Here is a 21770-nt window from a genome sequence, read left to right on the forward strand (position 1 = left end):
CAGTGCCACTGCGACCTTTATCCAAAGAAAGAACAGGCCTACGAATATGCCATAATACTCTGGCAAGCTTTCCGCTTGCGACAAATAATAAAACTAATCGCTCGGGGAAAACATGCGTGCAAAAATTGTCGCCATCGCCATGGCGGTCATCGCCCTTGTTGCAGCTGCTTACTGGTATTTTGGCAGGAATGACGATGGCGCTTTTGCGCCAGCGGGACCGGAGACAACCAGCTTCCAGCTGATCGATGCCGCCGACCGCAGCCTCGATGGTTCGCCGGCGCTGGCGCTGACGTTTTCCCTGCCGCTGGATGCGCGTACTTCCTATGACAAGTATGTCCGCGTCTTTGAAATGCCGACCCCGGTCGATGGCAGCGCCGCACAGTCCGACGAGGAAGACGAGTATGCCGGCAGTCCCGCCAAGGGCAAGGCTTATTCCGTCAGCACCAAGCCGGAAGAGACCAATCCAAACGGTGGCAAGCCGGTCGAAGGCGCCTGGGTGGTGGGCGACAATCCGCGCCTGTTGTACTTCCCGCACATCAAGCCGCAAACCCGCTATGTCGTCCAGGTTCTGGTCGCGCTGCCGGCAAAGAACGGCAGCAAGCTGCCGTCGGAAGCGCGTTATGCCATCACCACGGCGCCGGTGTCGCCGGCCTATTATTTCGCCAGCAATGGCATGGTATTGCCGGCCAAGCAGAATGGCGGCTTGCCTGTGGTGACCGTCAATGTGCCGGAAGTCGATGTGCAATTCTTGCGCGTCAAGCCGGACCAGTTGCCGCGATTCCTGGACCGGGTCATCGGCGGGCGCAAGCCTGCCAAGGACAAGTCGGAACAGGCCGGTGAAGCGGGGGAGGAAGGCGAGGCCGGCTACGATTACGACTATGACTGGCGCAAGAGCAAATTGCGCGGCGCCGTGTATGTCGGCCAGCTCGACGACTTGCGCAGCCTGACCGAGAGCGTCTATCTGGGGCGCTTCCTCACCGAGCAAAAGCCCAACCGGCGCAGCGTGACGCACTTGCCGGTGGAAGATATCCGTGAATTGCAGGAGCCGGGTGTCTATGTCGCGGTGATGAGCCAGCCGGGGCGCTTCCGTTACGAATTCCAGACCAGCTATTTTTATGTCAGCGATATCGGCATGCATGCGCGCCTGTTCGACAAGGGCGCCGATGTCTTCGTCAGCTCGCTCATCGATGGCAAGGCAGTCAGCGGCGTCGACATATCCTGGCTCGATGAAGAGGGCAAGGTGCTGGCGCAGGCCGCAACCGATGGCGATGGCCATGCGGTATTTGCCGAGCGCCCGAAAAATGCCAGGGTGGCAGTCGCCCGCAAGGATCGCCAGGTCAGCATGATCGCCCTGAAGGAGCCGGCGCTGGACCTGTCGGAATACGACATTACGGGCGCCACCTCCAGGCCCGTGCGTCTGTTTGCCTGGTCCGGCCGCAACCTTTACCGGCCTGGCGAATCGTTCGACTTGTCGGTGCTGGCGCGCGACGCCGACGGCCATCCGGTGGCGGCGCAGCCGGTGCAAGCCATCCTCAAGCGCCCCGATGGCAAGCGCCATTTCACGGCCAGCTGGAAGCCGGATGGGCGTTATCCGGGGTATTACCTGAAACGCCTGGAATTGCCGCCCGATGCGCCGACCGGTTTCTGGAGCCTGGAATTGCGCAGCGACCCCGCCGAAAAAACGCCGGGCACGGTGATGCGCTTCGGCGTCGAGGAATTTTTGCCGGAACGCATGAAGCTCGATTTGTCGAGCAAGCAGGCCGTGCTGGCGCCCGATGGCGAATTTGGCATCGAGGTCCAGGGCAAGTACCTGTATGGCGCGCCCGCCGCCGGTAACCGCCTGCTCGGCGTGGCGCAGTATGAGCGCAACAAGAACCCGCTGGCAAAGGAATTCCCTGGATTCGAATTCGGCAATATTGCCGATGATGACTTCAAGACGCGCAAGGAACTCGACGAAGACAAGCTTGATGCCGAAGGCCGCGCCAGTGCAGCCATTGACCTGTCGCCGGTGGCCAAGCGCCGTTCACCTTTCACCGTGCGCGCCACCTACAGCCTGCTGGAGTCGGGCGGCCGTCCGATCGTGCGCAGCATCGAGCGCGTGGTCTGGCCGGCGCCGGTCATCCTTGGCATGCGGCCGCTGTTTACCGGCGACTACGCCAAGGAAAACAGCCAGGTCGAATTTGAAGTGGTGCGCGCAGGCAGTGATGGCAAGCTAAAAGCTTCCGCCAGCATGCCGGTGCGCCTGTTCCGTGAAAACCGCGATTATTACTGGCGCTTCGAAGACCAGCGTGGCTGGCATTCGGGCTTTACCGAAACCGATGAACTGGTTGAGACATCGTCCGTCAGCGTGCCCGCCGGCGCGCGTGGCAAGCTGCGCGTGCCGGTGCGTTATGGCCGCTACCGCCTCGAAGTCATGGACCCGGAAACCGGCCTGACAAGCGCTTACCGCTTCTATGCCGGCTGGAGCGCACGCTCCGACGAAGAGCAGGGCGTGCGCCCGGACCGCGTGGCGTTGAAGCTCGACAAGCCCGCCTATCGCGACGGCGATACCGCGCGCCTGACCATCACGCCGCCGCACCAGGGCCAGGCGCTGGCGACCGTGGAGGGCGACCGCACCTTGTGGACCAAGCGCGTCGCCATCAAGGACGCCAGCGCCACGGTCGACATTCCCCTGGGCGAAAACTGGAAGCGCCATGACCTGTACGTCACGGTGATGGTAATGCGGCCCGGCAGCGAAGGCGACCGCGTCACACCGGCGCGCGCGCTGGGCATCATGCACCTGCCGCTGGAGCGCACCGAACGCAAGCTGAATGTAACGCTGGAAGCGCCGCAGAAGGCGTTGCCGGAAACCACCGTCAAGGTTAAAGTGAAGGTGCCGGAGGCAAAGGGCCAGCAAGCCATGGTCACGCTGTCGGCAGTGGATGTCGGCATCCTCAACATCACTCGCTTTCCCACGCCGGACCCGCACGGTTTCTATTTCGGTCGCTTGCGCTATGGCGCTGACCAGCATGACATCTACGGGCGCCTCATCGAGAAGCTGCAAGGGCAAAAGGGCAAGCTCAAGTTCGGCGGCGACAATACGCCCAAGCCATCGCGTAGCCTGCCGAAAAAAGTCAGGCTGGTGGACCTCTTCAGCGGGCCGGTGCAACTGAATGCCCAGGGCGAGGCGGAAATCCCGCTGGCGCTGCCTGACTTCAACGGCAGCCTGCGGCTGATGGCCGTGGTGGCCAGCGCCGACAAGTTCGGCTCGCGCGACGCCGAAATGACGGTTGCGGCGCCGCTCGTTGCCGAACTGGCAACGCCGCGCTTCCTGTCCTTCGGCGACAGCGCCGTGGTTGCGCTCGACTTGCACAACATGTCCGGCGCGGAGAAAAAGCTGCAGGTGTCGCTGAACGGCGGCGGCGCGCTGCAATTGCAGGAAGCCGAGCGCACCGTGATGCTGAAAGACCAGGAAAAGCGCACCCTGCGCTTCCCGGTCGAGGCGCGTTCGGTGCCGGGCCTGCACACCATTGCGCTCAAGGTCAGCGGCGAGCAGATCAAGCTGGAGCGCAGTTTCGTATTGCAGGTGCAGGCGCCCACGCCCCAGCAGCACTTCACGCGGCGCTACAGCGTCAAGCCCGGCGAGTCGCTGGAGATCCGCGATGCCGAACTCTCCGGCCTGCATCGCGGCTCGGTGCTGGCGCATCTCGTGGTGTCCAACAAGGCGCCGATCGACATACGCGCCGCCATCCAGGGTTTGCTGACTTACCCGTATGGTTGTGCCGAGCAGACCACCAGCACGGCCTATCCGCATGTCTTTGTCGACGAGGAGGCGGCGCGCCGCTTCGGCCTCAAGCCCTATAGCCGGGAAAAGCGTGCCGAAATGCTGGAGCAGGCAGTTGCCAGGCTGGCTGCGATGCAGGCGCCCAACGGTGGCTTCAGCTTGTGGGGCAATGTGTCGGAATACGAATACTGGTTGTCCGCCTACATCACCAGCTTCCTGCAGGATGCGCGCGAGCAGGGTTTTGCGGTGCCGGACGCCATGTACGGCAAGGCCATGGATTTCCTGCTGAAAGGCTTGCAGGAAGGCGTGGCGCACTTGCCGGCAGCGCCCGCACCGGCAAATGCCGCCGCCGGCACGACGGCGACCGGCATGTGGCAGGAAGACCGCGAGCGCGACAATCGCCGCTTTGGCGTGCTGGCTTATGGTGCCTACGTGCTGGCACGTGAAAACAAGGTTCCCGTCGCAAGCCTGCGCCAGTTGCACGAGGTGCGCGCGCAGGCGCATTCCGGCTTGCCGCTGGTGCACCTGGGCATCGCCCTGAAACTGATGGGCGACAAGGACCGCAGCAGCGCCGCCCTGAATGAAGGCGTGCGCAAGAATCGCGACAGCAGCTACTGGTGGTGGGATTACGGCAGCACGCTGCGTGACGCTGCCCTCAGCCATGCCCTGCTGGAACGCCACAAGATCGCCATCGAAGGCAGCGAGAACCTGGTGGCGGTGCTTGCCGCGGAAATGGAAAAGCACCGCTATTACAGCACCCAGGAAAAGCTGGCGCTGTTCCTGGTCGGGCGCACCTACGCCGCCGACAGCGGCGAGGCCTGGAGCGCCGACATTGCCGTTGATGACAAGACCGCGCAGCTGGGCGGAAAGGGCGCTGTCTTCCGCGAGCTGCAGGCAACGCAGCTGGCGGGCGGCGTCAAGCTTGCCAATACTCACAAGGAGCGCCTGTATGTCGAGCTGTCGCTGTCAGGCAACCCGGTCAAGCAACCGGCACCGCGCAATGACCCCATCGAACTGAGCCGCAGTTTCCATACCGCCGAGGGCAAGCCGATTGCCGGACGTGCGTTGAAGGTCGGCGAGACCGTGCTGGTGCGCATCACTGCCAAATCGAAAACCGCTATCGGCACCGGCATGGTGATCGACAAGATTCCCGCCGGGCTGGAAATCGAAAACATGAACATCGTGCAGGGCGAGCAGATGGGCATCGTCAAGATCGGCGATATCAACCCGGCCGAAGCCATGAACGACAGCCGCATCAAGCATGTTGAATTCCGCGACGACCGGTTCGTCGCTGCGGTGCGGCTCGATGCGCGCGGCATCAACCTGTTCTACCGCGCGCGCGTGGTCACACCCGGAAAATTCGTGATGCCGCAGCTGTATGCCGAAGACATGTATCGCCCGGACCTGTTCGGCGTGCATGGCGGTGGCGAGACCCTGATCGTGGTGGATGCGAACGCGCCGTAAATGGTGGAAGGCGGCATCCGGCGCAATAGTGGTCTGCGTCATCGCCTTACTGCTGTTCGATCGCCTGTTTCCGCTGCCGGCGCCGGGGCGCGATGCGCCGTACGCGCTGGTGGTGGTGGCGCGCGACGGCACGCCGCTGCGCGCCTTCCCGGACCGCGAACATGTCTGGCGCCACCCGGTGCCGCTGGACGACGTGTCGCCGCTGTATCTTGAGGCGCTGGTGGCGTATGAAGACCGCGCTTTCTGGTGGCATGCCGGCGTCAATCCCTGGGCGCTGGCGCGCGCCGGCTGGCAGTGGCTGGTGCATGGCCGCATTGTCTCCGGCGGCTCCACCATCACCATGCAGGTGGCGCGCATCCTTGAACCGACGCCGCGCACGCCGGGCGGGAAATTGCGCCAGATCGTCCGCGCCCTGCAGATCGAGGCGCATTACTCCAAGCGCGAGATCCTCAATATCTACGTCAACTATGCGCCCATGGGCGGCGTGCTCGAAGGCGTCGAGGCTGCCAGCCGCGCCTATCTCGGCAAGCCGGCGCGGCGCCTGACGCATGCCGAAGCCGCAATGCTGGCGGTGCTGCCGCAACGCCCCTCGGCCTTGCGGCCGGACCGCTATCCGCAGCGGGCCAGGGATGCGCGCGACAAGGTCTTGCGCCGCCTGGAAGGCCGCTGGCCGCAGAGCGCGGTCAATGATGCCCTGACCGAGCCGGCGTATGCCAACAAGGTCAGCGACCCGATGCTGGCGCCCTTGCTGGCGCAACGCCTGAAGCGGCAATCCCGTGGCAGGACGCGCATCGACACCACCATCGATGCGGCAGCGCAAGCCGGCGTCGAGGGGCTGCTGGCCGATCGCGCCCGCATCCTGCCGCCGCGCGTGTCGCTGGCGGCGATGGTGGTGGACAATGCCGATGCCAGCGTGCTGGCTTATGCCGGGTCTGCCGATTTTGCTGATGCGGAACGCTTCAGCCACGTCGACATGGTGCGCGCTTCGCGCTCGCCGGGGTCGACCCTGAAGCCCTTCCTGTATGCCTTTGCGCTGGACGAGGGGCTGGTGCATTCGGAGTCGCTGCTGTCGGACACGCCGCAGTCGTTCGGCGGCTACCAGCCGGGCAACTTCCAGCAATCCTTCCATGGCCCGGTCAGCGTTTCCGAAGCGCTGGTCAAGTCGCTGAACGTGCCGGCGGTGGAAGTGCTGGAGCAACTGGGGTCGGCGCGATTCGTGTCAATGTTGCGGCGCGGCGGCCTGCGCCTGGATTTCCCGCCGGGCGCCGGCCCCAATCTATCGGTAATCCTGGGCGGCGCCGGCGCGCGCCTCGAAGACATGGTGGGCGCCTATGCGGCATTTGCCCGGCGCGGCTTGGCGGTCACGCCGCGCTTTACGCCGGGCATGCCCTTGCAGGAGCAGCGCATGATGAGCGAGGGCGCGGCCTTCATCGTGCGCGATATCCTCGAGACTGGCGGGCCGCTGGGGCGGGCGGTGGAGGGCAACGGCGGCTATCGCGGCATTGCCTGGAAGACCGGCACCAGTTTCGGCTTTCGCGATGCCTGGGCGGTTGGCGTCAGCCAGCGCTACACCGTCGGCGTCTGGGTCGGCAGGCCCGATGGCACGCCCAACCCGGGGTTTTTCGGCGCGAATGTCGCAGCGCCCCTGCTGGTGGATATTTTCAATGCGCTGCCGGATGGCCGGGCGGCCAGTCCGCAGCCCGTGCCCGCCGGCGTTACCCAGGAGCGCATCTGCTGGCCGCTCGGCACGCGCGTTGACGACAAGGACCTGCACCTGTGCCCGCTGCAGCGCACCGCCTGGGTATTGAACGGCACTGCGCCGCCGACTTTTGCCGACCGATTGCGCAGCGGCCCGCCGGCCTATGCGTATCATGTCGACCGCATCACGCGGCTACGCGTGGCGCCCGACTGCGCCCGCAATCCGGTCGAGCGCATCGAAACGGCGCGCTGGCCATCGTCGCTGGAGCCCTGGCTGGACGCCGGCTTGCGGCAACGCATGCTGCCGCCCCGTTGGGCGCCGGAATGCGCGGCGGCCCATGCGTCAGGGGATGGCTTGAAAATTGTCGGCTTGAGCGATGGCGAGATCCTGCGCCGCGCGCAGGGCAATGACATTCCGCGAGCCCGCCTGGAAATCCGCGGCGCGCGCGAGGAAGTAAGCTGGATGCTCAATGGCAGCCTGCTGGCGCGCAGCAAGCCGGGCGCCAGCCAGGTCGTCGAATTTCCGGAACCAGGACGTTACGACATTACTGCCTTCGACGACCATGGGCGCTATGACCGCATCAGCGTCAGCGTGCATGGTGCGCGCTGACGCCGAGGTTCAGGCGCCCGTCCTTACCAGGACAAGGCTTGCTGGTGCACGCCGGTCACATTGAAGGTCTTGTAGCCGGTTGATGCGCTGGTGCGGCGCGGCGCAAACAGGGTCGAGTCGGCATAGGTGCCGCCAGCGGTCTTGGTCTGGAAGCCGCTGCCGGTCACATGCAGAAGGTAGCCGCACATGTCGTAACCGGTGGCAAACGGCGCTTTCACCACGACCTTGATCACATCGTCTTTCTTGGCGCGGAAAACGGCAAAGTCCTGGTAGCCGACCGCGCTGCCGCCCCACAGTGCCGACGCGGTATTGACGCCGAATTTCTTGCTCGGGCTGCCGAACCAGGTGGCCGCATCGCTCGCCGAATCGAAGGTGCCGCTGCTGTCGGCCTTGACGTAGACATCGAAGTCGAGCTCGGCATAGGCGTTGGTATTGCTCAGCACGAGCGAGACGAACTGGTCGGATTTCGACTTGAAGTAGAACGTGTGGTTGGCGCTGGAGGAATAGCTCAGGGTACAGCTTGCCGAGACGGCGTCGACCGAGAACGAGGTATCGTTGACGAAGTTGCTTGGATTGGCTTGACGGCTGACCAGGTTGGCGCGCGGGTACAGTTCGGACAACGGGTAGTTGCGATAGGTGGCCGGGCTGGCAGTATCGTACTGGACTTCCAGGGTGCGCTTGACCTGTCCGCTGGCGACCATGTCGCCGGTCGTGGCATCGATCGAAACCAGGCCGGAAGCGCCGTAGCCCAGCTTGCCAAGCGGCCCCAGCGGACCCAGGACGCCGAACGGACCGACCGGACCGAGGATGCCCCAGACGCCAGCAGGGTCGAGTTGATGGGGGAAGTCGTTGTAGTCGGAGGTTTGCTCCTGGTGCGCCGAGCCGATATTTTCATTCAGGTGCGGCATGCTGCGGTAAAGCGCCTGTTCGGAAAGCGTCCCGCTGGCGCCGAGCGGACCGGTCGGGCCGAAAGGGGCAGAAGAACCGAACAGCGGGTCGCCATTCCAGAAATAGCTGCCTACCCAGGACGAGTAGCTGCTCGGGAACCAGGAAATGCTGCCCCATGAAAACGAGCCCCCCACAGCGGGCCCACCGAACTCAGCGGCCCGGTATAGCCCATGGGGCCAAGGGGCCCGAGTGCGCTGCCGGCCTGCAGGTAAGCCGACCAGTTGTAATTCCAGTAGTTGGGGTTGGAGGCATATCCCGAATAGGTATCGGAATAGTCATAGTACATACGGATATTGCCCAGCGTGCTGTTGCCGGTTGGTCCGCTGACATCCGCGTAATACACATTGGTCGAGATGGTGTTGCCGCTGACCAGAAGACGATTGTTGTTGACGTCGAATTCATTGGCCCGGGTCGCGGCGGACGCGGCCAGGAGCAGGACGATTGCTGCAAATTTCTTGTTCATGGATGACACTCCCTGATGAGGTTGTTTTTGGTTTTCGATCTGCCTCCGACAAGCCTGGAACGGGATATCAGGCGCCACTCACCGCCTTGTGGGCAGGGATGCCAGCATCGTTTATTGTTTTTTAGAAATTTCGCAGATTTTCAGCGACGTGAGATAGCAATGCCAATCACATGTTTTGATAGCACGCATTTCCGAATCGAATATCTCGGTAGATTGCAGAGGGAAATGAGGAATTGCTGGAAGGGGGAAGGCGTGTTGCGGATACGTCAGCTTCTTCCTTGAAAAAGGAAGAAGCTTGTCAGGAATGACATCAGGGCTGGAATGCCTGGATGCCGGTTTGCGCCCGGCCGAGGATCAGGGCGTGCACATCGTGCGTGCCTTCATAGGTATTCACGACTTCGAGATTGAGCATGTGGCGGATGATGCCGAATTCATCGGAGATGCCATTGCCGCCCAACATGTCGCGGGCCACGCGGGCAATGTCGAGCGCCTTGCCGCAGGAATTGCGCTTGAGCATGGACGTGATTTCCACCGAGGCCGAGCCTTCATCCTTCATGCGGCCCAGCCGCAGGCATGCCTGCAAGCCCAGCGCGATTTCCGTCTGCATGTCGGCCAGCTTCTTTTGCACCAGCTGGTTGGCGGCCAGGGGGCGGCCGAACTGCTGGCGGTCCAGCACATACTGGCGCGCCGTGTGCCAGCAGGATTCGGCGGCGCCCAGCGCGCCCCAGGCAATGCCGTAACGCGCCGAATCGAGGCAGGTAAAGGGGCCCTTCAAGCCGCGCACTTGCGGAAAGGCGTTTTCTTCAGGGCAGAATACGCCGTCCATGACAATCTGCCCGGTGATCGAGGCGCGCAAGCCGAACTTGCCCTGGATCGCCGGTGCAGAAAGGCCCGCCATGCCTTTTTCCAGCACGAAGCCGCGAATGGCGCCCTCGTCATCCTTGGCCCACACCACGAAGACATTGGCGATCGGCGAATTGGTGATCCAGTTCTTGCTGCCGGAAAGGGAATAGCCGCCTGCGACTTTCTTCGCGCGGGTTGCCAGGGAGCCGGGGTCGGAGCCATGGTCGGGTTCGGTCAGGCCGAAGCAGCCGATGAATTCGCCGCTGGCCAGTTTAGGCAGATATTTCTGGCGCTGGGCTTCCGTACCGAAGGTATAGATCGGCAACATCACCAGCGAGGATTGCACGCTCAGCATCGAGCGGTATCCCGAGTCGACGCGCTCCACTTCGCGCGCGATCACGCCGTAGCTGACGTAATTCAGGCCGGCGCCGCCGTATTCTTCCGGGATGGTTGCGCCGAGCAAGCCGAGCTCGCCCAGTTCCCGGAAAATCGCCGCATCCATGCGCTCGTGGCGGAAGGCTTCCAGCACGCGTGGCTGCAACTTGTCCTGGCAATAGGCGCGCGTGGCATCGCGCACCATGCGCTCGCTTTCGGTCAATTGCTGGTCCAGCAGGAGCGGATCTTCCCAGTGAAACTGGGCTTTGGTTTTTGGTGTGGTAGAGGTGGAAGTCATGGTCGTTTGGAAAGATTGGTGAAGCCAGTATTTATTCGATGTTGGTCGCAACGAATTTGCCGCTATGAAAAACCAAAGCCGGTTGCGGTTCGACAGCACAGTGTTCGACTTCGCCGACCAGAATGACATGGTCGCCTTCCGGATAGCGGCTCCGGTTGCGGCATTCGAACCAGGCGGCCACGCCTTGCAGGATCGGCAAGCCGGTCGCCGACAATGCGAAATCCACGCCGTCGAAGCGGTTCTCGATGCGGCGCGCGAAACGGTCGGCGAGGCTGGCCTGGTGCGAAGCCAGGATATTGATGACGTAGTGCGAGCAGGACTGGAATACCGGCAAGCTGCGGGCGCTGTTGGCAAGGCTCCACAGCACCAGGGGCGGCGCAAGCGACACGGAATTGAAGGAGGTCGCGGTCAGGCCAATGAATTCGCCGGATTCTGCGCGTGCGGTGACGACGGTCACGCCCGTGGCAAACTGGGCCAGGGCATTGCGAAAATGGCGGGTGTCGAGTGGATCGGTGACACCACGCGGAAGACTATTGTGCATCTAGGGCCTGTTTTGTTCTGTCTGGCGCATCAAAGGCCGAAAAGTAACAAAAATGATACACCAAGGCGCAGATAAGGGGAAATTGCCGGGGGATGCGGGTTTTACGGTGCGCATCATTTTCAGCGCTTATAATGACCAGGTAAACTGGCGTGGCAATGGCGAACGCCGCCATCGTGCCCATCTTGAACGGAGTGCAGCATGACCACCGAAATCGCAACACTGGGAGGCGGTTGCTTCTGGTGCCTGGAAGCCGTCTACCAGGAATTGAAAGGCATCCAGCACGTGGAGTCCGGCTATGCTGGCGGCGCAGTCGCCAATCCCAGCTACGAGGATGTGTGCGGCGGCCAGACCGGGCACGCCGAAGTGGTGCGCATCAGCTTCGATCCGGCGATTGTCAGCTATCGTGAGATCCTGGAGATTTTCTTTACCATCCACGACCCGACGACCCTCAATCGCCAGGGTAACGATTGCGGCACCCAGTACCGTTCCGTCATCTATTACCATACGCCCGGGCAACAGGATACGGCCAGGCATGTGATCGCCGAAATGGCCAATGTATGGGATGCGCCGATCGTCACCGAACTGAGCCCGCTGCCGGCCTATTACAAGGCCGAGGACTACCACCAGAATTACTTCCGCCAGAATCCGCTGCAAGGCTATTGCGCCTTCGTGGTGGCGCCCAAGGTGGCAAAGTTCCGCAAGGTCTTCGCCGACAAGGCCAGGTAGGTTCAGGGCAAAGCAGGTTCAGGCATACATGTAGCGGCGCGAGCGCGGCAGCACCTCGGCCGGACGGCCCGCCTTTGTGCACAACACCTGGTAGATCGATACCCAGTCATTGTCGAAGGCGTAGGCGCAGCCGGCCAGGTAGACGCGCCAGATGCGGAACTGGCGCTCGTCAATCGTCGCATGGATGCGTTCTGCATTCGCCTCGAAACTGGCGGCCCAGATGTCGCATGTCCTGGCATAGTGCCGGCGCAGGTTTTCCACATCGAGCGCTTCCATCCCGCTCTCCTGCATGCTCTTCAATACCAGGCCGATATGCGGCAATTCGCCGTGCGGGAAAACGTATTTTTCAATGAATTCGCCGCCGCCATAGGCCGTCTCGCCACTGTCGGCATCGGTGCTGGTAATGCCATGGTTCAACGCCATGCCATCGTCGGCCAGCAGCAGGCGCATGGAGGCAAAGTATTCCTCAAGGTGGCGCAAGCCGACATGTTCGAACATGCCCACGCTGGTAATGCGGTCGAAGCTGCCGGAAACGTCGCGGTAATCCTGCAGGCGGATCTCGATGCGGTCGGAGAGTCCGGCGTTTCTGACCCGTTCGCTCGCCAGTGCATGCTGGTTTTCCGACAGGGTAATGCCGACGCAGCGGGCGCCGAATTTTTGTGCCGCCCGCATGACCAGCGCACCCCAGCCGCAGCCGATGTCCAGCAGGGTTTGCCCGGGCCGGAGCTGGATCTTGGTCAGGATATGGTCGATTTTCTTCAGTTGCGCCTGGGCCAGCGTCTCGTCGCCGTTTTCGAAATAGGCGCAGGAGTACACCATGTTTTCATCCAGCCAGAGCCGGTAAAAGTCGTTGGAGACGTCGTAGTGGTAGCGGATCGCCTCGGCATCCACTTTGCGGGTATGGTGGAAGTGGCGCGCGAAGCGGCCCAGCTTGCCGATGGGCTGCAGCGTGCGTCGCGCAAGGGCCGAGCCGACGTCGATGATCTGGCTGGCGCTGCCTTCGATGTCGAGCTTGCCTTCGACATAGGCAGTGCCCAGGTTGGAGAGTGACGGGCGCAACAGGTAAGCCAGTGACGAGGCTTGCGGCACCCTGATGGTGACTTGCGGCGATTGCGAGAAATCGAAGCGCCTGCCATTCCATAATTCCAGCCGCAGCGGCAGGGCGGCTTGATCGCGCACCTGGTTGACCCAGTGGTCGAGCCTGTTTTCCCAGAACATGGTGCCTCCTTGCTTGAGAAAACGGCCACTGCCTGCGCAATGCGCTTTACGGCTGCAGCCGCTGTATCCGCCACGCGCCGCCGGCATCGCGGGTATACAGCACCCGGTCATGCAGGCGCGAGCTGCGGCCCTGCCAGAATTCGATCGCTTCCGGGACCAGCCGGTAGCCGCCCCAGTGTGCCGGGCGGGCCGGATGGTCGCCGTACTGCTCTTTCACGTCGGCGAAGCGTTTTTCCAGAGTGCCGCGGCTGTCCACCGGACGGCTTTGCTCGGAGGCGATCGCTCCCAGGCGGCTTAACAGCGGCCGGCTGTCGTAATAAACATCGCTTTCTTCGGCTGCTACTTTTTCTACCCGGCCTTCAATTCGTACCTGGCGCTCCAGTTCGATCCAGTGGAACAGCAATGCTGCGTGCGGATTGGCTTCCAGTTCCTGTCCCTTGCGGCTGGCGTAATTGGTAAACCATACGAAGCCGCGGACGTCGAATTCCTTGATCAGCAGGATGCGCGAGGATGGCTTGCCATCGGCACCGACGGTCGCGACACTCATGGCATTGGCTTCCGGCACATGCGCCTTGAGCGCTTCATCGAACCACTTGCCGAACTGCTTGATCGGATCATGGTCAACATCGTATTCCGACAGGCTGGCGTGGCTGTAATCCTTGCGAAGTCCGGCAATCGACATCTTGTTTCCTTTTCATGTATTGGAAATTCCGCGGCGCGCGCGCATGGCGTCGCCCAACTGGTGCATTTGCGCTTCACTGAAGAGACGCTTTGCCATCGGGGCAATCACGCTTTCTTCCAGTGCCATATGCGCTTCATACAAGCTGGCAAAGCGCGCAACCCCGTCCGGGGATAATTGCGCGGATTGCCCACTTGCAATTGTACTCAGTTCACGGTCAAGCGCCAGCCACAGGCTTGCCATTTCCCGGTGCTCCTCCAGTATCCTCGGCAGGAGGGTCTGCAATTGACTGGCATCGTCGCCGCTGGCGCTCGTTTCCAATTGCGGCATCAGATCCTCTTCCTCGTCTTCATGATGAAGTGGTGCCGCATCGTTAAAATAACGCAGCACGGCATGGGCAGCTTGTTGCGCCTCAACATCTGCGCCATGCTGCGGCAAGTGCGCCAGCAATTTATCCAGCGTGACAAGCTGCTTGCGAATGCGCGTATGGCAATGCCGCAGTACTGCCAGCGGTTCATCGAAGCCGGGAGCCGTATCAAATAGGGAATTTCCCATCATTTCATCCTTGTCATTTTCAAGTTGGCATCAGTCCGCAAAAATTCATTGTAGAAGAAAATTTCGGCTTTCCGTCCGGTAAAATGGCGGAATGTCTGCTTTACTCCAATTATCTCCCTCTGCGCTCGCTGCAACTGGCGACGGCATTGATCATGAGCGCCGCTTCGGCGGCATCGCCCGTCTTTATGGCGCTGCAGCCCTCGAACGTTTCCGCACTTCGCACGTCTGCGTGATCGGCGTGGGCGGTGTCGGCTCCTGGATCGTCGAGGCGCTGGCGCGTTCTGCAATTGGCCGCATCACCATGATCGACCTGGATAACCTGGCCGAATCCAACGTCAACCGCCAGATCCACGCCTTGACCGATACGCTTGGCAAAGCCAAGGTAACGGCGCTCGCCGAGCGTATCGCGCAAATCAATCCCTACTGCCGTGTCACTGAAATCGAGGATTTCATCACCCCCGACAACCTCGATGAAATGATTGGCGCCGGCAACTACGATTACATCATCGACGCGATCGACAATGTCCGCGCCAAGACCGCGCTGATCGCCTATTGCCGCGAACACGGCCTCAAGCTGATCACCATCGGCGGCGCCGGCGGCCAGATCGATCCGACTAAAATCGAAGTGCGCGACCTTTGCCGCACCGAGCAGGAACCCTTGCTCTCCAAGGTGCGCAAGCGCTTGCGCCAGCAATATGGTTTCCCGCGCGGCACCAAGAACAAGTTCGGTATCGACGCGGTGTTTTCCACTGAGCCGCTGCGCTTTCCGGAAAGCGCGCAGGCTTGCGAAATCAGCGGGCAAGGTGAATCAGACGATGCGGACGATGCCGGCATTACTGGCCTGAATTGCGCCGGCTTCGGTTCTGCCATGGTGGTGACGGCATCCTTCGGTCTTGTGGCAGCTGCACAGGTGTTGAAGAATCTGGCGCAGGCCGCGACAGCCGCCAAGACAACTTAAGTCGCCGCATCAAGGCGGCGCGAGGACAGCACCCGGTATGCCAGGCGGCTGCCTTCCTGCAGCGATTGCACCAGGGCGACCTGGTTGACTTGCCAGGTGAATGGCTCGAAGGGCAGGTCCGGCGGCGCATCCGCATCGCGCGCCAGCGTAATGTGCGCCTTGAAATCTTTCTTATTATCAAAATTGATGTGGTGCCTCCCCAGCGCCTCTGACAGCGAGGCCTGCAGCACAGTGAGCGCTGCCGGCGCCATATGACTGCCGGCCCAGGCGATGCGGTTTTTCCTGAAATATCCCAACCGGTCGATCTGCAGTGCAAAGGCATTGCGCGGCAACTCTGCGAGCAGGTTTTCCAGGAGCGGCAAGTGCCTTGCGGGCTGGTTGCCGAGAAACGCCAGTGTTGCATGCAGGCTGCCTGGCTGGATATGCCGCCCATGCACGCGGGCTTGCAGTGCTTGCAATGCTTCCCGCACGCCTTCATCCGGCCATAGGGCATAGAACAGGCGCAGCGGCGTGTCGCGGCCGCTACCGGTCGCTGTCATGGACGGGTGAATATCAATCCTTGATGTGCGTAAAAAACAGGTAGCACGCCAGCAGGATGGCGATGACGACGCAGGCAAAGGAAAATGCAATGCCACTGCTGACGCAAAACAGGGCGGCGCAAAAATAGGCTGCGGTGCCTTCCATGGCCTGCGCCAGCATGCCGGAATAAATTTGCAGCAGCATCAGCATGGACACGGCGATGCCCAGCCATTTCAGCGTATAGGCAGGCAGCAGGGCGCGCTGGGCACGGTTATAGCGATAATTGGCGCTGCGCTGTTCAGGGGTGCCCATGTTCGCGTCGCGAAAGCGCCAAAAGGGTGTGGCCCAGCGCCAGCAGATAATCCCCAGGAGGCGGAGCAATTGCAGGCACTGAACGAAGCGGGATGGAGTATCTGTTTGCATCAGGGACGCCTCCTAGGACACCAGGATTCCAGGATGTTAGGCATCATGCGGCGGATCAGGTTCACCAGGAGCGATTGCCGATATTACGCCTGCCGAAAGTTTTCTTCCTCGGTGCGGTAATCTTCCGCGCATTCCTTGTTGCAAAACCGCCGGACATTATCGAGCGGCGCATTGCAATACCAGCAGGCGCCTTTGGGCTTCAACGCGGCCCGGCCCGACTCTTGCGCAGCGACAAGCGCTTGCACGGCTGGATGCGTTTCGTTCGCGATACCGTCGGCGTCATTCATGAAGCACCTGTCAGGAAGCAAAACCGGGTCAAGGCCATTCGCGCATGCATCGGGCAACACAACGCTGCTTTTGCGCACGTTTCTACCTTACCGCCATGCTCCGCGCAGATCAAGCCCACACCGGCGCTTACCGTGGCAAATTGGTCCCCGTTTGGTATTGAAATTTTCTATCCAAAAACCTTTGGTCATTAGTTTGCATCGCAGATTGCTCTCGGAATGGCATAATTTTACTTTGGGTAGTATTTTTAAATTTACTGATAGTGTTTATCGGCTGGCTTGCATATTGTTTCCAGGCACTATCCGAACAGGGAGTGGATTGCTTTATAGAAAAACTTTAAAGTGGACTCACTCGTAAGCCGCTGGAACGCCGCACCGACGGAAATTGACCGGGAGCTGACGACAAATGCCGCCTTAACCATAAAAAACACCAGAGGCGGCTGGTTATCACAACAAGAGGAGACATCATGACATCAGCATTCTCGCTTTCCCGCTTGCTCGCCGCCGCTGCCCTGGCAGTTTCCAGCTTCGCCGCCCAGGCCGCCTGCCTCGACAATGTCGTGCTGGTCCACGGCAATACGGCGTCGCCGTCGAGCTGGAACAATACGGTCAGCACCCTGAAGAGCCGCGGTTACCTCGATTCGCAACTGTACCGTCCGAACTGGGGTTCCAAGACCAATGCCGGCAGCAATAGCCATGACAGTACCAATACCGGCGTCGTCAAGAGTTCCCTGCAAGCGGCACTGGCGGCTTCTTGCACCGGCAAGATCGATGTCATCGGCCATTCCATGGGCGTGACGCTGGCCATGAAGGCGATCAACGAGCTGGGCTATTCGTCCAAGGTGAATAGCTTCATCGGCGTGGCCGGTGCCCAGCACGGCTTGAATTCGTGCGGCGTCTATCCCTTTAACGTGTTGTCCGCGACCTGCGGTTCGGCCGGCCTGTCGATCGACAGCCCACTGATTAATTCGGTCAAGAACAAGCGTTACGGCGCCAAGATGTATTCGATCAAGAGCTGGATGGATGAAATCGTTTGCATGGGCAGTTGCTATGTCTGGGGTGCGCATACCAGCAACATCGACATGCAGAATGCCAGCTACGACTACGCGCTGGGACACTTCGGCCTGCAAACTTTAACGACCACCAAACAAGCCGACCTGATCATGAATTGACGGGTGTGCGATGGGGCGGCTGGGCCGCCCGATGAAAAAAGCCCTGCGATTTTCGCAGGGCTTTTTTATTTCGTTTAATGCAGCTGCAGTCAGGCATTCGCCAGCGCAATCGTGCTCCAGTGCCCGCAGGGGACGGGCTTGCCAATGCCATAGCCTTGCCCGAAGTCCACCCGCAAATCTTTCAGTCGCGCCAGGATGGCGTCGTTTTCAACGAATTCGGCGATGGTGCGCAAGCCCATGGTGTGGCCGATATGGTTAATGGCTTCCACCATGGCCGCATCGGCCGCGTCAGTCAGCATGTCCTTGACGAAGCTGCCGTCGATTTTCAGGTAGTCCACCGGCAGCTGCTTGAGATAGGTAAAGGACGACATGCCGCTGCCGAAGTCATCGAGTGCAAACTTGCAGCCGACCGCGCGCAACCGGTTGATCAGAGTGGTTGCCTGCGTCAGGTTGGCGATTGCCACCGTTTCAGTGATTTCGAAGCAGACCTTGTGAGTCGGGATCTTGTACAGCTCGAGTTCGCGCAAAATGAAGTCAAGAAATTCCGGATCCGAAACCGACGCGCCGGACAGGTTGATGGCGCACATTTCCAGCGCCTCTCCAGCAACGGGATTCAATTGCTCGAAATTGGCGAAGGCGCTGGAAATGACCCAACGGTCGATGGCCGGCATCAGGCCGAAACGCTCGGCTGCCGGCAGGAAGGCGCCTGGCGGAACCAGCCGGCCCTCCTCGTCGCGCAGCCGAAGCAGCAACTCGAAATGCGCTCCCGCGCTGCCTGCGGCCGCATCCAGGGGCACGATTTTCTGGCAATACAATTGCAGGCGTTCTTCCTGCAGCGCCAGGCGCAGCCGGCTGACCCATTGCATTTCGCTCTGGCGGATGGTGATGTCGTGGTCTTCGCGGTGGCCGACGTGGACGCGGTTGCGGCCATTTTCCTTAGCGAGATAACAGGCGGTATCGGCAGCGGCCAGAATATCCGACTCGCTCATGTCGTTGCCGGTGAAACTGACCACGCCGATCGACAGGCTGACATTGAAGCTGTTGCCTTGCCAGATGAAGCGGAAGTCGCTGACGGTGTCGCGCAGGCTTTCGGCAATTGCCGCTGCCGGCTGGGGCGGGCAGTTTTCCAGCAGGATGCCGAATTCGTCGCCCCCCAGCCGTGCCAGCGTATCGCTGGCACGCAACTTGTTTTGCAGCAGGCCCGCGACAGTGCGCAGCAATTCATCGCCGGCGCAGTGGCCGGAAGTATCATTGACGATCTTGAACTGGTCCAGGTCGATGTAAATGAAGGCATGCTGGCGGTTATCCGCAGCGGCGCTCTTGACGGCCTGTTTCAGGCGGAATTCGAATTCGCGGCGGTTGACCAGGCCAGTCAGGTCGTCATGGGTGGCCTGGTACGACAGCTGCGCGGCGATCTGGCGCGAGCGGCTGACGTCATGGAAAGCCAGCACCACGCCACTGACATGGCCGTTGATGTCGCGGATGGGCGCCGCCGTTTCCTCGATGGCAAACTCCTTGCCATGCTTGCCGATCAGTACGGCATTGTCATGCGGGCTGACTGCAATGCCGGCGGCAAGCACTTGCTGCACCGGGTCGGGCAGGGGGGTGTGACTGCCTTCTTCAACAATGTGAAAAATTTCGGAGAGTAAATGCCCGTGGGCTTCGGCGCTGCTCCACCCGGTCAGCTGCTCGGCAACCGGATTGAGATAGTCCACCCTGCCGTCGACATCGGTCGTGATGACGCCATCGGCGATCGATTGCAGGGTGACCGTGGCGCGTTCCTTTTCCGCCATGAGCGCAGCGGTGCGTTTGACGATGCGCTGTTCCAGGATGTGGTTGGCGCGCTCAAGCAGCGCCTGGGCTTCATCGCGCTCGCGGCGCATGCGGATGACGGCGATGCCGTGCGCCAGGTCGCTGGCGACTTCGCTCAGCAGGGCGACTTCTTCGGTATCGAAGCGGTCGGATTCCGAGGAATAAAAACCGATTGCGCCGATGATTCTGCCCTCGACTACCAGCGGCAATCCCAGCACCGAATTGTAGTTGTAAATACGCGTTGCATCGCTCCAGGCCGCCATGAAGGTAAGGGAATTGCGGGCGTCGCGAACAATGGCAGGCTGCCCGCTGCGGATCGAGCGGCCGAATACGCCCTGGCCCTGGGGCCGGTCCGCCGACCAGGATACGTCGTCGATGCCGAGATTGTTTTCCAAAAAGCCGACCTTCGCCATCGGCTTGACCGTCATGCGTTCGTCATCGAGGGCGTAGCCGACCCAGGAATGCGTGTAGCCACCCGCCGTCACCATCGTGCGGCAGATTTCATCGAGCAGTGCCTGCTCATCGGTCGCACGAATGACAACGCGGCTGCAGGCGCTCAAGGTGCGCAGCACGCGCACGTAACGCGCACCGAATTCCTGCTTTGTCTCCTCGCCGATTCTGTTTATAAGACTCTTGTCCATTTTTCATGTTTCTATGCGGCGTGACCCAGAGTAGTACAAAACCGCAAGAATGAAAAGGGGCCGAAAGTCCGGTTGTGTGCGTGGTTGCAACAATGTTTTTTTTGCAAAAATCGCGCAATCCCGTCGTTTGCGCGATTGCCCTGTGTGGCACGTTGGGCGCATGGGATAATGATCTTTAACTTCCATTATTGACCCGTTTATTGTTATTTCATGCTTATGGGCTTCCGTCGTCAGGCAGGTGCTTGGATCTTCATGTGCGCAGTACTGCTTGCTACGCCATGGGCAAGGGCACAGCCATTGCCGGCGCCCGTCATCGAGGCACTGCAGCGTGCCGGCATACCGGGCCATGCAGTCGGCGCCTGGGTGCAGGAAGCAGGCGCTGACCGGGTGCTGGTCGCGGTTAACCCGGCTACGCCGTTCAATCCGGCTTCCACCATGAAATTGCTGACCACCGGCGCCGCCCTGGACCTGCTGGGTCCGGCGACCACGTGGAAGACCGAAGTGTATGCCACAGGTGTGCTGGCAGGCGACGTCCTGCAAGGCGACCTTGTGATCAAGGGCGGCGGCGACCCGCGCCTGGTGGTGGAAAATCTCTGGCAATTCCTGCGCGAGATACGCGCGCGCGGCATACGTGAAATCCGCGGCAACCTGGTGCTCGACCGCAGCCTGTTTGCGCCCGATAACCACGATCCGGCGCAATTCGACGGGGATCCGGGACGCCCCTACAACGCCGGCGCTGACGCGCTGCTGTTCAACTTTAAGTCCTTCACCGTGCGCTTCCTTCCCGACCCGGCACAAGGGCGGGTCGGGCTGGCCGTCGAGCCGCCGCTGGCGACATTCCAAGTGATCGGGCCGGCGCTGGGCGCGGGCGAATGCGGCGAATGGCGGCAAAAGCTGTTGATGACGCAGGATGCCCGCGTGCTCCAGTTCGGTGGCGCCTATCCCGCCGCCTGCGGCGAAAAAACCCTGCACGTGCTGGCCTGGAACATGAGTTCGGCGCGTTATTTCGAGATCGTGTTCCGGCGCCTGTGGGCTGATCTTGGCGGCGTCCTTGCGGGCGCCGTGACCGAGGGCGCCACGCCGGCCGATGCCTGGCTGGTGGCGCAGCGGGAATCGTCGAGCCTGGCAGAAGTGGTTCGCGACATTAACAAGTTCAGCAACAACGTGATGGCGCGCCAGCTCTTGCTGAACATGGCGGCGCGCTTTACCGGCCAACCGGCCACGGTTGCCGGCGGCGCTGAAGTGGTCAAGACCTGGGTCGTAGCGCGCCGGCTCGAGATGCCCGAACTGGTCATCGACAATGGCTCAGGCCTGTCGCGCGATGGCCGCATTGCCGCCGGCAGCATGGCGCGGCTGTTGCAGGCCGCCTTTCGTGCGCCAACCATGCCCGAATTCATGGCGTCGCTGCCGCTGGCCGGGCAGGATGGCACCATGCGCAAGCGCCTGAACGGCCATGCCGTGGCCGGCATGGCCCACATCAAAACCGGTTATCTGCGCGACGTGCGGGCGATTGCCGGGTATGTCCTGGCCGCGTCCGGCAAACGCTATGTGGTGGTATTCCTCATCAATCATGCCAATGCTGCCGGCGCTGCCGACGCCCAGGACCTGCTGCTCAAATGGGTCCATGAGCATGGCTGAAACGGGCGCGCCGATGTGCCGTTACAACACATTGCCTTCCAGATTGCTGCGCTCCGAGAAAACATTGATAATCTGCCAAGCGTGACACGGCCCTGACACGAAAGAAGGGCAGCTGCCAGAAGGCGGCGCACGCACTTCCGGA

At 61.5% G+C, this 21770-nt stretch carries 17 protein-coding genes; 7 read left to right on the forward strand and 10 right to left on the reverse strand.

Translation table 11 applies throughout. From position 1 onward, the window contains the following. Positions 1-112: 112 nt before the first annotated feature. The gene (locus EKL02_RS05355) at positions 113-5227 is read left to right on the forward strand and encodes an alpha-2-macroglobulin (protein WP_128901084.1); all 5115 of its coding nucleotides are present in this window, start codon (positions 113-115) and stop codon (positions 5225-5227) included. After that, complete coding sequence (gene pbpC, locus EKL02_RS05360) at positions 5211-7535, forward strand: penicillin-binding protein 1C (protein ID WP_128901085.1); 2325 nt, start codon at positions 5211-5213, stop codon at positions 7533-7535. The genes EKL02_RS05355 and pbpC overlap by 17 nt, the downstream gene beginning before the upstream one ends. A 23-nt stretch (positions 7536-7558) precedes the next feature. Here pbpC and EKL02_RS05365 read toward each other — a convergent pair whose 3' ends face one another. The 4 genes from EKL02_RS05365 to EKL02_RS05380 form a co-directional block, all read right to left on the reverse strand. After that, positions 7559-8617 (reverse strand): hypothetical protein, encoded by a 1059-nt coding sequence (locus EKL02_RS05365; RefSeq protein WP_128901086.1) that lies wholly within the window; start codon positions 8615-8617, stop codon positions 7559-7561. Then, a complete protein-coding gene (locus tag EKL02_RS05370) occupies positions 8554-8946 on the reverse strand; it encodes a hypothetical protein (RefSeq protein WP_128901087.1) in 393 nt (130 codons plus the stop codon). The genes EKL02_RS05365 and EKL02_RS05370 overlap by 64 nt, the downstream gene beginning before the upstream one ends. A 310-nt stretch (positions 8947-9256) precedes the next feature. Next, positions 9257-10462: an acyl-CoA dehydrogenase gene (locus EKL02_RS05375; RefSeq protein ID WP_128901088.1), complete on the reverse strand. Its 1206-nt coding sequence runs from the start codon at positions 10460-10462 to the stop codon at positions 9257-9259. Positions 10463-10493: 31 nt separating this feature from the next. Beyond that, on the reverse strand, positions 10494-11003 hold the full coding sequence (locus EKL02_RS05380) for a flavin reductase family protein (RefSeq protein WP_128901089.1): 510 nt from the start codon (positions 11001-11003) through the stop codon (positions 10494-10496). A 198-nt stretch (positions 11004-11201) separates the two neighbouring features. On the opposite strand from EKL02_RS05380, the gene msrA reads away from it, so the two are divergent. Continuing rightward, positions 11202-11729 carry a peptide-methionine (S)-S-oxide reductase MsrA gene (msrA, locus tag EKL02_RS05385; protein ID WP_128901090.1) on the forward strand — a complete coding sequence of 176 codons (528 nt, stop codon included), beginning with the start codon at positions 11202-11204 and terminating at the stop codon, positions 11727-11729. A gap of 18 nt (positions 11730-11747) precedes the next feature. Here msrA and EKL02_RS05390 read toward each other — a convergent pair whose 3' ends face one another. The 3 genes from EKL02_RS05390 to EKL02_RS18485 are packed head-to-tail and all read right to left on the reverse strand — an operon-like array spanning position 11748 to position 14181. Continuing rightward, the gene (locus EKL02_RS05390; RefSeq protein WP_128901091.1) at positions 11748-12947 is read right to left on the reverse strand and encodes a cyclopropane-fatty-acyl-phospholipid synthase family protein; all 1200 of its coding nucleotides are present in this window, start codon (positions 12945-12947) and stop codon (positions 11748-11750) included. Between the two features lie 46 nt (positions 12948-12993). Further along, positions 12994-13629: a pyridoxamine 5'-phosphate oxidase gene (pdxH, locus tag EKL02_RS18480; RefSeq protein ID WP_241687789.1), complete on the reverse strand. Its 636-nt coding sequence runs from the start codon at positions 13627-13629 to the stop codon at positions 12994-12996. 12 nt (positions 13630-13641) lie between these two features. Beyond that, the gene (locus tag EKL02_RS18485; RefSeq protein WP_241687790.1) at positions 13642-14181 is read right to left on the reverse strand and encodes a hemerythrin domain-containing protein; all 540 of its coding nucleotides are present in this window, start codon (positions 14179-14181) and stop codon (positions 13642-13644) included. Positions 14182-14272: 91 nt separating this feature from the next. Between EKL02_RS18485 and tcdA the strand changes: the two genes are divergently transcribed. Beyond that, positions 14273-15139 (forward strand): tRNA cyclic N6-threonylcarbamoyladenosine(37) synthase TcdA, encoded by an 867-nt coding sequence (gene tcdA, locus EKL02_RS05400; RefSeq protein WP_128901092.1) that lies wholly within the window; start codon positions 14273-14275, stop codon positions 15137-15139. On the opposite strand, the gene thpR is transcribed toward tcdA, so the two are convergent. Together thpR and EKL02_RS05410 are read right to left on the reverse strand one after the other, a co-directional pair. Beyond that, complete coding sequence (thpR, locus tag EKL02_RS05405) at positions 15136-15678, reverse strand: RNA 2',3'-cyclic phosphodiesterase (protein ID WP_128901093.1); 543 nt, start codon at positions 15676-15678, stop codon at positions 15136-15138. The two genes, tcdA and thpR, sit on opposite strands and share 4 nt — an antisense overlap. Before the next feature lie 13 nt (positions 15679-15691). Continuing rightward, positions 15692-15970, reverse strand: a complete 279-nt coding sequence (locus EKL02_RS05410) for a hypothetical protein (RefSeq protein WP_128901094.1) — start codon at positions 15968-15970, stop codon at positions 15692-15694. Between the two features lie 92 nt (positions 15971-16062). Between EKL02_RS05410 and EKL02_RS18125 the strand changes: the two genes are divergently transcribed. Both EKL02_RS18125 and EKL02_RS05420 read left to right on the forward strand, forming a co-directional pair. Beyond that, positions 16063-16560: a hypothetical protein gene (locus EKL02_RS18125; RefSeq protein WP_164931954.1), complete on the forward strand. Its 498-nt coding sequence runs from the start codon at positions 16063-16065 to the stop codon at positions 16558-16560. 272 nt (positions 16561-16832) lie between these two features. After that, a complete protein-coding gene (locus tag EKL02_RS05420) occupies positions 16833-17537 on the forward strand; it encodes an alpha/beta fold hydrolase (RefSeq protein WP_128901095.1) in 705 nt (234 codons plus the stop codon). Positions 17538-17626: 89 nt separating this feature from the next. Here the strand turns inward: EKL02_RS05420 and EKL02_RS05425 are convergent, their stop codons facing one another. Next, entirely contained in the window at positions 17627-19990 is a 2364-nt protein-coding gene (locus EKL02_RS05425) for an EAL domain-containing protein (RefSeq protein WP_128901096.1), read from the reverse strand. A 252-nt stretch (positions 19991-20242) separates the two neighbouring features. Here EKL02_RS05425 and dacB point away from each other — a divergent pair, with 252 nt between their 5' ends. Further along, a complete protein-coding gene (dacB, locus tag EKL02_RS05430) occupies positions 20243-21628 on the forward strand; it encodes a D-alanyl-D-alanine carboxypeptidase/D-alanyl-D-alanine-endopeptidase (RefSeq protein ID WP_241687791.1) in 1386 nt (461 codons plus the stop codon). The last annotated feature ends 142 nt before the right edge of the window (positions 21629-21770 follow it).

Origin of the sequence: Janthinobacterium sp. 17J80-10 (genome assembly GCF_004114795.1) — a bacterium.
Taxonomy (GTDB): Bacteria; Pseudomonadota; Gammaproteobacteria; order Burkholderiales; family Burkholderiaceae_D; genus Paucimonas.

What these genes read in the sequence shown, in the direction of transcription:
- EKL02_RS05380 (WP_128901089.1), bottom strand. Translation starts at nt 11,003, where the DNA reads ATGCACAATAGTCTTCCGCGTGGTGTCACCGATCCACTCGACACCCGC.
- pbpC (WP_128901085.1), top strand. Translation starts at nt 5,211, where the DNA reads ATGCGAACGCGCCGTAAATGGTGGAAGGCGGCATCCGGCGCAATAGTG.
- EKL02_RS18485 (WP_241687790.1), bottom strand. Translation starts at nt 14,181, where the DNA reads ATGGGAAATTCCCTATTTGATACGGCTCCCGGCTTCGATGAACCGCTG.
- pdxH (WP_241687789.1), bottom strand. Translation starts at nt 13,629, where the DNA reads ATGTCGATTGCCGGACTTCGCAAGGATTACAGCCACGCCAGCCTGTCG.
- EKL02_RS05390 (WP_128901091.1), bottom strand. Translation starts at nt 12,947, where the DNA reads ATGTTCTGGGAAAACAGGCTCGACCACTGGGTCAACCAGGTGCGCGAT.
- EKL02_RS05420 (WP_128901095.1), top strand. Translation starts at nt 16,833, where the DNA reads ATGACATCAGCATTCTCGCTTTCCCGCTTGCTCGCCGCCGCTGCCCTG.
- tcdA (WP_128901092.1), top strand. Translation starts at nt 14,273, where the DNA reads ATGTCTGCTTTACTCCAATTATCTCCCTCTGCGCTCGCTGCAACTGGC.
- EKL02_RS18125 (WP_164931954.1), top strand. Translation starts at nt 16,063, where the DNA reads ATGGAGTATCTGTTTGCATCAGGGACGCCTCCTAGGACACCAGGATTC.
- EKL02_RS05355 (WP_128901084.1), top strand. Translation starts at nt 113, where the DNA reads ATGCGTGCAAAAATTGTCGCCATCGCCATGGCGGTCATCGCCCTTGTT.
- EKL02_RS05425 (WP_128901096.1), bottom strand. Translation starts at nt 19,990, where the DNA reads ATGGACAAGAGTCTTATAAACAGAATCGGCGAGGAGACAAAGCAGGAA.
- EKL02_RS05370 (WP_128901087.1), bottom strand. Translation starts at nt 8,946, where the DNA reads ATGAACAAGAAATTTGCAGCAATCGTCCTGCTCCTGGCCGCGTCCGCC.
- thpR (WP_128901093.1), bottom strand. Translation starts at nt 15,678, where the DNA reads ATGACAGCGACCGGTAGCGGCCGCGACACGCCGCTGCGCCTGTTCTAT.
- EKL02_RS05410 (WP_128901094.1), bottom strand. Translation starts at nt 15,970, where the DNA reads ATGGGCACCCCTGAACAGCGCAGCGCCAATTATCGCTATAACCGTGCC.
- msrA (WP_128901090.1), top strand. Translation starts at nt 11,202, where the DNA reads ATGACCACCGAAATCGCAACACTGGGAGGCGGTTGCTTCTGGTGCCTG.
- EKL02_RS05375 (WP_128901088.1), bottom strand. Translation starts at nt 10,462, where the DNA reads ATGACTTCCACCTCTACCACACCAAAAACCAAAGCCCAGTTTCACTGG.
- dacB (WP_241687791.1), top strand. Translation starts at nt 20,243, where the DNA reads ATGTGCGCAGTACTGCTTGCTACGCCATGGGCAAGGGCACAGCCATTG.